The organism is Euryarchaeota archaeon, assembly GCA_016207515.1.
Lineage (GTDB): Archaea > Thermoplasmatota > SW-10-69-26 > JACQPN01 > JACQPN01 > JACQPN01.
Genome location: JACQPN010000005.1, coordinates 72,942 through 86,587, shown reverse-complemented (window position 1 = coordinate 86,587; position 13,646 = coordinate 72,942). Strand labels below are relative to the sequence as shown.

General features: G+C 62.3%; 9 protein-coding genes, 1 tRNA gene and 1 pseudogene. 5 read left to right on the top strand and 6 right to left on the bottom strand.

From position 1 onward, the window contains the following. Positions 1 to 587 precede the first annotated feature (587 nt). Entirely contained in the window at positions 588 to 935 is a 348-nt protein-coding gene (locus HY556_02810) for a hypothetical protein (protein ID MBI4392713.1), read from the bottom strand. 1,238 nt (positions 936 to 2,173) lie between these two features. Next, the gene (locus HY556_02805) at positions 2,174 to 2,743 is read right to left on the bottom strand and encodes a hypothetical protein (protein ID MBI4392712.1); all 570 of its coding nucleotides are present in this window, start codon (positions 2,741 to 2,743) and stop codon (positions 2,174 to 2,176) included. Positions 2,744 to 4,446: 1,703 nt separating this feature from the next. Here HY556_02805 and HY556_02800 point away from each other — a divergent pair. Further along, on the top strand, positions 4,447 to 5,616 hold the full coding sequence (locus HY556_02800; protein MBI4392711.1) for a site-specific integrase: 1,170 nt from the start codon (positions 4,447 to 4,449) through the stop codon (positions 5,614 to 5,616). Position 5,617: 1 nt separating this feature from the next. Here HY556_02800 and HY556_02795 read toward each other — a convergent pair. From HY556_02795 to HY556_02780, 4 genes are all read right to left on the bottom strand, one after another. Continuing rightward, a tRNA-Asn gene (locus HY556_02795) sits at positions 5,618 to 5,690 on the bottom strand. Positions 5,691 to 5,789: 99 nt separating this feature from the next. Then, positions 5,790 to 6,806 (bottom strand): ABC transporter permease subunit, encoded by a 1,017-nt coding sequence (locus HY556_02790; GenBank protein MBI4392710.1) that lies wholly within the window; start codon positions 6,804 to 6,806, stop codon positions 5,790 to 5,792. 64 nt (positions 6,807 to 6,870) lie between these two features. Beyond that, the gene (locus HY556_02785; protein MBI4392709.1) at positions 6,871 to 8,643 is read right to left on the bottom strand and encodes a PrsW family intramembrane metalloprotease; all 1,773 of its coding nucleotides are present in this window, start codon (positions 8,641 to 8,643) and stop codon (positions 6,871 to 6,873) included. Positions 8,644 to 8,682: 39 nt separating this feature from the next. Further along, a complete protein-coding gene (locus HY556_02780; GenBank protein ID MBI4392708.1) occupies positions 8,683 to 9,594 on the bottom strand; it encodes an ABC transporter ATP-binding protein in 912 nt (303 codons plus the stop codon). Between the two features lie 169 nt (positions 9,595 to 9,763). On the opposite strand from HY556_02780, the pseudogene HY556_02775 reads away from it, so the two are divergent. The 4 genes and pseudogenes from HY556_02775 (at position 9,764) to HY556_02760 (ending at position 13,599) form a co-directional block, all read left to right on the top strand. Further along, positions 9,764 to 10,201 (top strand): annotated as a pseudogene (locus tag HY556_02775) (pantetheine-phosphate adenylyltransferase). A 15-nt stretch (positions 10,202 to 10,216) separates the two neighbouring features. Next, on the top strand, positions 10,217 to 10,741 hold the full coding sequence (gene yjjX, locus HY556_02770; GenBank protein ID MBI4392707.1) for an inosine/xanthosine triphosphatase: 525 nt from the start codon (positions 10,217 to 10,219) through the stop codon (positions 10,739 to 10,741). A gap of 315 nt (positions 10,742 to 11,056) precedes the next feature. After that, positions 11,057 to 12,394 carry an acetyl ornithine aminotransferase family protein gene (locus HY556_02765; GenBank protein ID MBI4392706.1) on the top strand — a complete coding sequence of 446 codons (1,338 nt, stop codon included), beginning with the start codon at positions 11,057 to 11,059 and terminating at the stop codon, positions 12,392 to 12,394. A 53-nt stretch (positions 12,395 to 12,447) separates the two neighbouring features. Beyond that, positions 12,448 to 13,599 carry a hypothetical protein gene (locus HY556_02760; protein MBI4392705.1) on the top strand — a complete coding sequence of 384 codons (1,152 nt, stop codon included), beginning with the start codon at positions 12,448 to 12,450 and terminating at the stop codon, positions 13,597 to 13,599. Positions 13,600 to 13,646 lie beyond the last annotated feature (47 nt).

Here is a 13,646-nt window from a genome sequence, read left to right as displayed (position 1 = left end):
CTCCAATACGAGAATAAACTCCCATCCCTGCTTGCCCAATGCAGCGCGCGGCGCAGCCTCCCGCCCCCTTGGTTTTTGTCGGCGCTGCTTCACAGCCAATCAGCGCTAGCCCGTGAGCGGGAGTTGACGGCTACCGGCACCCTAAGGTTGGCTGCGTCCGTAAGCAGGGGCCGCACCAATCGCGTCCAAACACCCCTTCTCACCGTTCAAGGAGAAGTATCGATCGTGATATTTGCCTTGCTGGTCGCCAGTTCTCAACACTCGTGGTCAGCATGGGTATTCGCCGCCGTCTTGCTGCTAAAGACCATTCAGGGGGCGCATATGAGGGTTCTCCCTCCAAGAAATTGAACGGCCGAAAAGACTAGTCCCCGTTAAGCCACCGAGATCTTGGCGGGCCCGGCGCCCTTATGCCGGGCCCATTTCCTGGCACGCCCTACCATTGAGTTTGCGGAGCCGCGCGCCGCTACGGGGGCGCCGCCTCGGCTCATCAAGATTCGCGCCTTCGGCGCCGCTTCGCTCGAATCATGATGGCCTCGGCGGCTCAAACCTCTCCGCCGGCGCGCGGCCGGGCGGGGGCGTGAACACGATTAGGCCCTTGTCTTGTTGATCCGCCGACCCGCGTAGGGGAGATCGTGCTTCTCGACCGGCCAGACGCGCGGCTTCATGAGGTCGAGCTCGGTCTCACTGAAGTGGCCCCATTCCTCCTCGTGGCCGTGAACGTATCCGAACCAGATGCGGTCGTTCGGATAGACCTCGCCGCTGATCAGGCTGTCCTGGTAGTGCGAGACGTCGACGCCGAACCAATACCAGCCGTTGTCGCTCTCCCACGCCTTCTCGACCTTGTAGCCGTCCACGTACAGGGCGCCGTTTTTCTCCTCTAGCTTCGCGATGAAATCACCCCACCGGTTTGGAGCCGGGCACGTAAAGGCGTCCATGGAACCGGCGTTCCGCTATGCCGGAACAGAAGGATTAGATGGAAGGAACAGCGCGACGGAAGGGCCTTACGCGTGCCAGATAGTATGAACTTCAGGAAAGTGGAAGAGGTCTTATTCGCTCAAGAACACTGATCCCGAAGCACGCCTGTGCGGAAACATCTCCACGGAGCCTCGCTGCGGCCTCGCTTGCTGCCCTAAAGGGCGACGCTGCGCTCGGCCGTGACGCCTGCGGGCGTCATCGCTCGGCGCCGCCGGAGATCGATGATGTCACGGCGAACACGTGCAAGATTCTATGACAGATATCGCCTTGCCCTAATACGTGACGACCGAGGAGAGGGTGGCGACGAAGGTCGGACACCACTTCCATCGCCGCGAATGCGAATGGGCCCGGCATCCGAAGCGGTTCTTTCGAGATCACGATGAGGCAGCGAGCGCCCGAGACCTCGACGGGAACCTACTCAAACCGTGCAAGGGTTGTCGCGCGTAGGATAGGCGGAAACAGCGGCGCCCGGCAAGCGTCGCACCCGAGCCCGGGAGGGGGAAGTGCGTCCGCCTCGAAAGGGCGAAAACAGGTCAACCGACAGCATAATACACCCAGCCATTGTGCGCCGCCATTAATCTGTAACGTTTTTGGCATTCCAACATCATGTTGACCACGAGCGGCCACCGTGCATTTGCCGAGAGCTGTTCCCGTGTTCTTGATCTCTGGCGTTTGAGCGTCTTGGCGTTGCTGCCCCACAAGTGACCACTTTTTCCGGCGTTACTGCGACCTCATGCCACCTAGGGACACATGAGCCGGCGTGCTCGGGGGCGCGGCGCATCCTATGTGAATCCCGCTGCCGCATGGTCATTCAGCGTCACCGGGGACGTGCCCGTCACCGTCCCGGTGTTCTCCACCTTTGGTCTTCACGGCCGTGACGTTGTTGCCCCAAGAGCGGGGCCTTCATGACGTATGAATTCACTCGTTATTCCGCGATTGGGAACCGGGGCTTAGATCGTGTCACCTGGGTTGCACTTGACTTCGTCGAACCTAATCTTTCCTGCTCAAGTGGTCCGGGTGGTTGGCGTTCAGGAACGTGCCGTTCGGACTGGCCGTAACGGTGGTCGAACGGCGCTCCATCTAGGGCGGTCGTTGTATACTGCACCCATTGTCCCGAAGGCCTCGTAGCGCCCGGAGGGCGCTCGCTGACAGTCGATCTCGGGGGCCCAATGGCATCAGACGTTACCGGGGCACCACGTCACAAAAGCTTGTCCAAGACCTTGAAATCCTCTTCCTTTACAACCTTGGACATCCTGAGACAGGCGGCATACAGGTCGCGGAGAGTTACGCGATCAAGGGTGGACCAGTAGCGCGGAATTGTGGTTTTCATGTGGAATCCTACGAGCTCTGCAATCTCGTCTACATCTTCGTGTGGCTCCCGTAGGCGCAGTCCTCTTTCCTTCACCATAGCCTGGAATTGAGCAACGTAGGCGTCATCAATCAACTCCAAATTCTCCGCGGCCCAGTAGGCACCTCGACGTCGCAAATCCACGACGTTTTGGACACCGCCACGGGAGAGAAACGTATTCGGATAGGCTGCCCGAACAAACCCCGTTGGCGTCACCTCGGCCCCGCCTTCCGGCCGCGTGACGATTCTATGGAGAAAGGCCTCGTAATGGACGTAGACGGCATCCAACCCACCAACATAACCCGGAGGAAAAGCGGCTACCTCGTCATTGGTCAAAGAGTGGTTGTCCGGAGCGATTTCCCGAAGCCGACGAACGAATACCTCGTATTCACTGACCGGCAAGTCCTCGCCCCCATCCATTGCACCCATCCCCAATTGTTGAGTGCATGAAGGTTGGGCCGGGTCGAATAAATAGACGTGGCACAGAGCCATGCGTTCGTACTCGACCGGCTTTCGGGGTTCCGCCGCTCGCGCTGTTAAGGGTCTGGCAGATTGAGGTCTGTACATGCCCCAAGGCATAGATCACTTCCCGAACCAAGAAAAAAAGTATCCAAATAACCGAAGTCAAGAATAGGGCGATCATGCCTGCTTGCAGTAGTTTTTCTTGCGTGTCATGCATCGTTTCTTCCTCCATGATCCTTTTCGAATCGCGGCTGCGTCGCGAAAACCAAGTCACAAAGGTCGACCGAAAACACAGGACGCGCAATCCGTGCGGGTAGCGCAGCGGAGCGAGCACGAGTAGCGACGGGTGTGGCCGTCGGAACGCGTAAATCGCTTAGGGCTAATAAGCGTGTCGGTGTGCGTTGCGAGCGACGAGAGTGTCCATGGTTTCGCGGGGCCTCATAGGACCCGCGTGGGTGGTGTACTTTGTGGCGGCGCAATCCCTTTGCGCGTCACTTTTGACCCTGCTTTCCGACGAGAAAATCACGGTCGTTTTTGGTGCACTTTCCCGCGTCGATAGTCTGACCATTTGCGGCGGAACATTTTGGAGTAGCTGAATTGTCCCAAGTCAGGTTTATGTAGTGTTATGAACCTTTCAGGGCGGAAAGGTGGAGCAAGTGGCGGCGCGGTGTGGCCCGAAGCCCTACTTATTCCATAGGAGCGTCGAGCTTGTGGCCTACGCCATCCGCGTGCTCGCACGTGGCTGGGGTTGGTCCACAGCCCCCACTCCGCACTTTCTCGCTGGAGTGATGGATGTGGCAACAACAAGCGTGGTATGGAAGGGAGGGGTGAACGCTCGGCCTCGGGTTCTCCCCGCCCTGAGCGGAGAGATGAGGCAGCAGTTGCGCAAGGGGGGCTTTTGATGGCTCGTGGACCCACTGGTCCGCCCTTCGGGCAGATGATTCGGCCGTCCGCCGTAAAAAAGGCGGTCCTCGAAGCGCTCGAAGTGTTACTGGGCGCGCCTAATGCACTCATCTTTTCCACCCAGTCGCTCTGGGTGATGGCCGAAGCGTGTTGGCAATTCGCCTTCATCGTCGTACAGGGATCCATCGAAGAACACAACAGGGACATCGCTCGACACGTGGCCAGAGGCGTAAAACCGCCCTCGTCGGTACGAGACTATTCGGTCCGACGGATGGCTGAGAAAGCACTCCGCAAGGCTCGCGAGGCACTTGACGAGTCCGAAGGCGGCGATAAGGACAAAAGCGACGGTAAGGACAAAGGAGACGATAAGGACAAAGGCGGCGCCCATGGTAGTTCGCAGGGGTCTCCGTCCCCGCCGGGCAAGCCACCGCATGGCGGCGGCTCTCACGATGATGGACGAGCCAAAGATGGTCCGTCCATCGACGATGTCCGGAAGAAATACCGAAAGTAACTCGGCGGTCGGGCGGCCGCCCGTGCGCCCGTCTTTTTCTCCCAGATTCCACATTAGTTTTCATCGGCGTAGCGCTATTCTCTTGACCTCGGCCATCACCCAGTGTTAAGAGGTTCGCCGACCCCTGACCGACAACGCCAAGCCCCCACGCGACGATCCAGGCGCAGGAGGTGATCCGCAAAGCTGGTCGCCCGAGTCCCGTGCTACGTTAGAGCATGTTGTAGAACACACCCTGCGAAAGCTGGGATTGGAGGTGAAAACGAATCAGATACTCAGCGACCAAGTCGCTGGGGCTGAAACACATGGACGCTTGAGCGGTCTGAGCGGCGTCTCGCCGCAAGAGGTCGACTCCATCGTCCGGGCGGTGCTCGCTGTCCTCGACTCCGAGGGCAAGCTCCTCCCGACATTGAGACGCGACCCGGTGGCGTGGACAGAAGACGGATACCTGAGTTTCTCTGTGGCCCGAAAGGGGCTCGACCCGAAAACGGCTGCGAGAAGATACCGGATGCTCCGCTACTACATGGAGCACCCGCAGATGCCCGTCAAGTTGAACCCGCTCACGCCCGAATCCGAGAAGACGCTCGAAGAACACATTCGGTACAGGCGCGAGAAGTGCGGCGACACGCTCGGTTTCCTGCTGAGTCTCCGAAAAGCGATAATCCCGCTCTTGGAGATGCACTCGATCCCCACGTGGCCCGCGCTAAAACGACGCGCGAAAACGGCACCCAAGGAGTATTTCATCCCGGACGAGGAGACGGTGAAACGGATAATCTATTCGCGTCACGGCGAGACAACCTACACCGACCGCCTCTACAGGACCATACTCTATTTGGGGTTCCACACCGGACTGCGACCGTACGAGATCGCCAGCCTACGAGTCGACGACGTCGACGTGGCGGCCGGCACTCTGCGGGTCCACGTCACGAAGGGACGCCAACGGGATCGCATCCTGTACAATCCCAAGGTCGTCTCGGCCCCGAATCGCCCGAGTCTCGTCCACTACCTAAAACACCATAGACCGTCCGTTGACGCGAAAAAGAGCGACGCCCTGTTCCTCACGAGCAAGGGCGAGCCCTTCACCGCGGACGGACTGGTCGTGAAGCTGAGGCGCGTTGGGGGTCGCATCTGGCCGAACTTTTCTGGCTACGTGATGCGCCACACCTTCGCGACGATGAGCCTTCTGGCGTCAACGAGGAACGATCGCGGCGAGATCGGGAAGCGTCCTCCGGACGTGAAGCGAGTACAGCGGTTGCTCGGCCACACCAACGTGGCGATCACCGACCAGTACTACATCCACAACGGAGCCTTCGACAAGGCTCTGGAACGGGCCCAAGGGCAGGAGAAGCGGGAGAAGTCCAAAAAAGGGGTAAACCGACGAAAATCGGCCCTACCCCCCGCGGATCCTCCTGTCCAATGAACGGCCCCGCGTGGACTCGAACCACGACCGCCGGATTAACAGTCCAGCATCGCTACCAATTAGACTACAGGGCCTTCACGCGGAAAACCGGCAAAGCGCCAGGTGCCGACATCCGCGACTTTCGATGTGAGACGCCTTTGTGACTTAAACCTTTATGAAGCTACGCGCGCGGTCTATGCGCTTTCGTCCTTCACCCCGCCAAGGATCTTGAGCACGACGGCAAGCGCGAAGCATGCCAGGACCGCGGTGAGGACCGCCCCGGCGACGAAGCCCACTGTCGAGGCATCCGCGGAGCCGCTTGCGAGGCGAGCGATGGCGTTCACCGGCGTCGGGGAAAGGCGAAGCGACGACACTATGAGGAGCATCAAGAGCCCAGCGTAGATGGTCTGCGTCTGGTTGCGGTCGCGTAACGTCAAGGCGACCATGGCGGCCAGCACGCAGAACACCACGGCGGCCGCCGTCGTGACCAGCATGATCGTCACTACGTCGCCTCCTGACACTGGAAACCCGTTAAGGCCCAAGAGGATTAGCGAGGTCGCGGCTAGCGCCGGAGCGATCGCCGCCGTCGCCAACACCTTCCCCGCGGCGACGTCGACGAGTGTCGCCCCCGAGGAGAGAAGGATCTGCAGCGTTTTTCGCTGCGTCTCCTCTGTGAGGGAATCCGCCACGAGCGATCCGGCAAGTAGCGCCGGGAGAAGGACAAGAAGCGGCACGAGGAGTGAATAGACGAACTCGTACGGGCCACTCGTCTCCTTCGCATCGAAGTAAAGGGGATCGTCCACGAGGCGATCGACGCGTTCTTCGCGAAGGTCGCGCTCGAAACGTTGGAGGGGTGCTTTGAGCAGTGACACGACGAGGGTCCCGCGCAGTTCCCCGTCGGGGACGATCAATCTCATCGTGACGGGTTCCGAGGCGTTCGTCGAGGGGCCGACCATGAGCGCTGCGTCCACGGAACCGCGTTGGAACGCCGCGAACGCCTCCGTCACCGACGGGTACTCTTCCACGGCGAGACGTGCGTCCCGAAGCGCCGCCGCCACCTCGCTTGAACCCGTGACCGCGACGCGGGCCCCGGAATCGAACGACACGGACGATGGATCCGAAAGCACGGCGAGGCCCGCGACGAGGATGGAGCTGAAGCCCGCCACGAAGACCTGGATTATCACGGCGAGAACGATCGTACGTTCGGCCACGATAGAGCGCGCCTCTCGCCTCGCGACAGCTTTGATAGCACGGATGCTCCTCGAACCGCCCGACTTAATCGAGACCACCGCCGGCGAGCTGGAGCACGAGAAGATTGTACCCGAGGTGGATGAGGATCGCGAGTGCCACGGCGGAAAGGAAACCGCGCCGTCCCATCGTCGCACCCTTGGCCGAGATGGACGCTGTGACCGTGTGGAGGACCAACGGGGCCAACAAAAGCAATGCCAGGACGCCGCCGGTGGCCCCGGCAAGGCCTTCGCCAAGGACGGCGGCCCCGATGGGGACATTGTAGAGTCCTATGAGCGAGACGAGAAGGAAGCTTTTCTCCGCGACGAAGAAACCGGCTCCCGTCAACGCCCCGAAGAGGGGGGCCTTCCGGGCTTCGATGGCCCCACGGGTCACGGCCGCGTAGCTTGGCAGGGCCTTGAAAACCTCCTCAAGCGCCGCGGTCCCGAGGAGGGCGCCTGCGAGGCCGAAGGAGATGGGCGACGTGAAAAGCAATGCGACGAGGAGCAACTCCGCTACGAGGACGAAGGGTAGAAGAAGGAGTGAAAGGGCGAAACCGCTCCTGATACCACGCACGGGCCGGGCAAGGGCGTCGAGTAGCTTCGCGCCGACGCTTTTCTGGTGGAAGAGGTCCTCCTCGGTGTAAAGGCCCGAACCAAGGTGGAAAAGCGCGCCTGCCACGAGGGTCAATGGGGCGACTGCGTAGAGCACTTGCGCCAATTCCACAGGCCGTGAGCGCAGTTCGAAGACGACGAGCGTGATCGGCGAGATGAGCGCTATCGGATGCACTTCGGAGAAGATCGCCGGGACGAACGCGTACGCCGTAAGGAGGACGCCGCCCATCACCGTGAGGAACGTGAGCTCCCTGAACGAGCGCGAAAGCATCGCGGCGACGAAAACGAGTCCAAGGAAGGCAAGGCCCAAGGCGAGTACAGCAAGTAGCGACACGAAGCCGGCACCGATGAAAAGACCGGTGAACATGCCGAGGATAATGATGAGGAGGAGGTACGGGAGCGTCTTTCCTGCGATTATCTCGAGGCGCGTCGAGGGGGTCGCAAGGAGCGCCTCGCCGCGGGAGGCGAGGCGTTCGTTCATCATGCTGCCCCCGTAGACGAGGACGACGAAATTCATCGGGACAAGGAAAAGGTAGGCCAAGACGAGGGGCTTGAAAGGGAAGGGCGGCGAGAGCGTCGACGGAGTCTGGGTGGTGGTCTCCTGTGCGGCGAACGAGAAGTAGCGGGAAAGCTGGTCATCGTCCGTCGCCCCCGAGGCCGTGGTTTCGGAGCCCCCGGTCGCAGTCCCGCTGGCCTCCTCGCCGCTTCGCTCCGCCGGACCGAGCGCTCCGGCGTCGCCAGGGCCCGGGCCTTGTGTTCCGCCGGTCGTCGTTGTCGTCCGGGCCACGTACTCCAGTTCTATCTCGACCGGGAACGCCGCGGCCTTGTCCTTCTCAAGAAGGAGGCGGGCATGAGTGTATGATGCGACGGCTTTTTCGAGCGCGGCGAGCGCTGCGTTCCCCTTGTCGGTGTCCCACGCCGTCAGGCGCTCGCCGGAGACCCAGATGTCGATCTCGCCGCGGCTAAGGGCGCCTCGCGGGTCCATGACGATCCGGCGCTCGAACTGGGGGGCGCTCGCAATCGCGGCCTCAAGCGGCGAGGAGGAGTCGATGGCGACGCGGTAAAGCCCGTGGTCGAAATCGATCCCCTTGGCAAACACCGCGGGGCCCGCGGCGACAAGGCCCGCGCCGAGGAGAAGCCCAAACACCGCCACCTTGGCGTCGATCGAAGCGGTAGAACGGCGTAACTCCGCCCTGGAAATCGACAAGATGCGTTGGAACGAAGCGGCAGCGGGCAATTTCGTCCGTCACCGCGCCGAGCGTGAAAGGAAGATGTCCTCCAGGCTTACCCGCCTCGGGCGGACCTCAAGTATCCGGCCGCCTTTCGATGCGGCGAGGGCCTCAAGCACCGAAAGCCCCGTGAGGTCCGGGATGTGCGCCTCGAAGCCGCCGTCGACAAGCCTCGCCCCGTCCACGGGGACGCTTGAAAGGACAGCGTAGCCAGCGACTCCCGCGCCCGCCCTGATCTCGTCCATCGTGCCGAGCGCCCGCACAAGCCCTGAATCGAGGATGAGCAGGCGGTCGCAGACGCGTTCCACGTGGAAGAGGTTGTGCGCGCTGAAGATTATCGTCTTTCCACGCGCTTTGAGCTCGCCTAGCATGGCAAGCAGGCTCGCCGAAACGAGCGGGTCGAGACCGCTCGCCGGCTCATCGAAGATGAGGAGTTCCGGGTCATTGACGAGGCTACGCGCGATGGCCACTTTCCGACGCATCCCTTTCGAGAGGTCTCCGATGCGCGCGCGGCGTGGGACGTCGAGTTGGAGGCGTGTGAACGCCTCGTCGATGCGGCTCTTCGCCATGGCCGCCGGAACACCGTAGAGTTCCGCGAAGAAGCGGAGGTAGGCCCGGGGAGTCATCTCCTCGTACAGCGCGCTCTCCTCGGGAAGGTATCCGATGCGCGAACGGTGATCGGGTTGTGTGATGCTGCGGCCGCCGATCTCGGCCGTCCCGGTCGAAGGGTTGACCAGGCCGGCGAGCATGCGAAGGACGGTCGATTTCCCCGCCCCATTGGGACCGATGACGCCGAAGATCTCGCCGCGCGATATCTGGAACGACACGTCCTTGACGCCCCACGCGGCCCGGTACTTCTTCCCAAGTCCCTTGACCGTGACGAGCGGGCCTTCGCTTTTCGTCGCGGCGAAGTCAGGTCCAGATGGCATCGTTGAAACACTGTCGCCGGCCATATAAATCCTGATGCAAAGGGAAGATGCTGGACGAGGAACGGGACCGCGTAGAAGGCCCCCATGATGGCGCCGGTCCGTCCGCCGAGGGGTCCGTCGCCGTCGCTTCCCGCCGAGGTTAAATCCCGCGCCCGTAATCACCCCTGCGATGCGAGTCTGCATGGGCGGGACGTTCGATCCCCTTCACCGGGGCCATTTGGCGCTCCTGGAACGCGCCTTCGAGGTTGGGGACGAGGTCTTCATAGGGCTCACATCGGGTGAACTCGCTTCGTCGCGGCGGGCGCGACCGGTCGCAACGTACCGTTCGCGGCTCAGGGCCTTGAAAGATGTCCTACGCGCCCGCGGGTGGACGGGACGGGCCATCGTCTCAAGGATCGTGGCGCCAGAGGGACGGGCCCTTGAGAAGCGGTTCGAGTGCATCGTAGTGTCGCCGGAAACGAGGAAGACCGCCGATTCGATAAACCGGGCCCGTCGAAAGCGAGGGTTGAAGCCTCTCAAGGTCGAGGTCGTCGCCCACGTGTTGGCCCATGACGGGCGCCCGATCAGCGGCACGAGGATAGGCGCGGGCGAGATCGACGTGGACGGTCGGTCGCTTTCGCGCCTGCGCGTCGCCGTCGGCACGAAGAACCCGGCGAAGCTGGCGGCGGTGAAGAACGCTTTCGCACATTATCACGCGAACGTAATCGTGAAAGGCGTCGGGGTCTCAAGCGGAGTGCCGGAGCAACCGTTCGCGCAGGACACGTTGAAAGGCGCCGTGAACCGGGCCCGCGCGGCCTTGGACTCGACGGGGGCGGACCTTGGCGTAGGCATAGAGGCTGGCCTGTTCTGGAATCCGTTGATCAAGGATTACCTTGACGTCCAGTTCTGCGCGATAGTTGGAAAGCGCGGCGGGCTCACTCTTGGCCACGGGCCCGGCTTCGCGTATCCGCCGAGGGTCGTGAAGGACGTCGCCGCGGGGCGAAGCATCGGGGAAGCGATGGCGCGCCTTACAGGCGTTTTCGGGATCGGTAATTCGATGGGGGCGGTGGGTTGGCTCTCGAGTGGCGCGTTGGACAGGACGAGGCTTACGGAGACGGCGATCATCTGCGCGCTCATTCCCCGTCTCAATAGACGCGTATACGAATGATGGCGGTGGGGGCCATCGCAGGACTGAGGCCCGACCCGAAGCCGCTTCCCGGGGAATCATGTGCGTCGCGTCCCACCGGTTCCGCCGGGCGCCGACCCGTCCTGCGGTTCGCCACTCTGGCCCTTGGCTTGTCGGCAGGAATCGGCCGTCCGGCAGCGGAAACGCCCGACGAAGATGCGGTTCCCGCGGCGTGGGCGACGCTTCCCTGCGGCTTCCGCCGCGCGCCATGGGCTTTCTGGGGTCCGTGCCCGCAACGCAAGCGTTTTAACTCTTGAACAACTGACCTGATTACGAAATTCGTAGGCGAGTGTTCCGATGGACAAGACTTCCGTGAAATCTCCCCCTCCCGGCCCGAACGCCAAGAAGCTGATCGCCGACGACGAGCGTTTCCTGGTGACGACGACCAAGACCGCCCCGATAGCTGTCTCTCACGCACAAGGTGTCCACGTGCACGGCGTCGACGGCGAGGTCTTCCTCGATTTCACGGCCGGCGTCGGCGTGAACTCCACAGGCCACGCTCACCCCCGCGTCGTCAAGGCGATCGCGGAGCAGGCGGCCAAGTTCATCCACTTCGCCGGGACCGATTATTACTACGCGGTCCAAGTTGAGCTCGCAAGACGGCTCACCGAGATCACGCCAGGTCTCGTCGCCAAGAAAGTATTCTACACGCAATCGGGAACGGAGTCGAACGAGGCTGCGATCAAGATCGCGCGCCACAAGTCACATAGGAAACAGATTCTTGCGTTCTACGGCGCGTTCCACGGCCGCACCGCGGGCTCGCTCTCGCTCACCGCCAGCAAGATCGTGCACAAGGAGCGCTTCTTCCCCACGATGCCCGGCGTCACCCACGTGCCCTTCGCGAACCCCTACCGTAACCCGTGGGGGATAGACGGCTACGCCGAACCCGATCGGCTCGTCGACGCGACGCTACGGTACATCCAGGACTACGTCTTCGAAAACGCGGTCCCGGCGAACGAAGTCGCGGCCCTATTCGTCGAACCCGTTCAAGGAGAAGGCGGATACATCGTCCCGCCGAAGACGTTCCTCCCCAGACTCCACGAGCTATGCCGCGAAAACGGCATACTTCTGGTAGCAGACGAGGTCCAAAGCGGCATCGGACGCACGGGAAAGATGTTCGCGTCCGAGCATTTCGGCGTCGAACCGGATATCGTCTCGATAGCCAAGGGCATCGCTTCAGGGATGCCGCTTGGAGCGTGCATCGCGCGCTCCGACCTTGACTTCGACCGCGCAGGAGCGCACAGCAACACGTTCGGCGGAAACCCCGTCTCGTGCGCCGCAGCCATGGCCACACTCGACGTGATCAGGGACGAGAAGCTCGTCGAGAACGCGGCGACTCTCGGAAAGCACCTCTCGAAACGGCTGGCCGGGTTCAAGGAGCGCCACGACCTCGTCGGAGACGCGCGGGGCCTTGGCCTCATGCAGGCGATCGACCTCGTCAAGGATCGCAAGACCAAGGAACACGCGGTGAAGGAACGCGCCGCCGTGATCGAAGCGGCGTACAAGCGGGGTCTCCTGGTTCTGCCCTGCGGGAAATCCTCGGTGCGCCTGATCCCGCCGCTCATCATCGACCGGGAACAACTCGATGAAGGCCTGGACATACTTGACGAGTGCCTGAAGACCATCGCACGCTGAGCGACGTGATCGTCCGGGAAGTCTTAAGGATGGCACGCGTCGTTCGCCCCCGCATGAGTACGCGCCTATGCCCCGTCCTCCTGGCACTCCTCTTGATGGCCCAGGTCAGCACGGCGGAGCGCATGGTCGACCAACGCGAGGCCCTGCCGGCCGCTTTGGCCGGCGCGATGGTCGCCACGGACGGTGCGAGCGTGTACGTCTTTGGAGGACGCGGGGATTCGAGCGTAAGCGGCGATATCCTTCGGTTGAGCCCGACGGCGCTCACCGTCACGAAGGTCTCAAGTCTTCCCTCTCCCCGATACGAAGGTTGCGCGGCATACGTCGCGGCCCGGGCCTATGTCTTCGGAGGCGTGAATTTCGTGGCTGGAGCCCCGGTCCCTACCGATGAGATCGTCGAGTTCGACCCGGCGACCGGCATCGCGACGGCGCTCATAACCACGCGTCTCCCATGGGCCATCTGGGGTTGTGCGGCCGCATCCGACGGGAAACGCATCTACGTGAGCGGCGGGTTCGATCTGAAAGCGGGCGTCGATAGGGACGCGATCCTGGTGTTCGACCCTGTTGCGAAGACGATCGCGGACACCGGGTCGAGGCTCCCTTCCGGGCGGCTCGACCATGCGGCCGTCTACGACGGAACCCGCGTGGTCATCGTGGGTGGTCTTACCGACCACGGTATGAGCCGCGAAGTCATATTCTTCGATCCCGTCACTCGTTCGGTCTCGATTTCGCCCTTCAGGCTCCCTACTACTCTTCGCGCCTCCTCGGGGGTCGGCGACGGAGGCGTGGTTCATCTTTTCGGCGGTTCGATCGACAACGCAAAATCTAGGGGCACGCCCGTCGTTTTCCGGATCACGACCGACGGTGTTGTCAACCTGACGTCGCGGGTCGCGCCGGCGCGTTGGGACGCGGGAGCGGCGCTCGTCGCAGGCCGCGCCTACATAGTGGGTGGAGATGGCCCCGACGGGAGGAGCAAGGTCGTGAACGTCTTTGATACAACGGTCGAGGCGGGCTCGGTAGATTCGGGGGATGCAAGCGGGGAGACCTTCAAGGTCGAACCCGATGAACTTCCGAGCTCAGGGGAAACGCAAAAGGGGCGACAGGAGACCGGTCAGACGGGCACCGTCATCCCGGACCTTGGACTTTTTCAGGCGTTGGCCGCCGTGATCGGTCTTTCGCTCGTGGCCCGCGGGCGGAGGCAGTCATAGTAGGCAATAAACCCCAAAAAATCGGGAGAGCCCGGGGAATTCCCCCG

Coding starts and splice junctions, on each gene's coding strand:
- HY556_02765 (MBI4392706.1), top strand. CDS start 11,057: ATGGACAAGACTTCCGTGAAATCTCCCCCTCCCGGCCCGAACGCCAAG.
- HY556_02760 (MBI4392705.1), top strand. CDS start 12,448: ATGAGTACGCGCCTATGCCCCGTCCTCCTGGCACTCCTCTTGATGGCC.
- HY556_02780 (MBI4392708.1), bottom strand. CDS start 9,594: ATGCCATCTGGACCTGACTTCGCCGCGACGAAAAGCGAAGGCCCGCTC.
- HY556_02805 (MBI4392712.1), bottom strand. CDS start 2,743: ATGGATGGGGGCGAGGACTTGCCGGTCAGTGAATACGAGGTATTCGTT.
- HY556_02810 (MBI4392713.1), bottom strand. CDS start 935: ATGGACGCCTTTACGTGCCCGGCTCCAAACCGGTGGGGTGATTTCATC.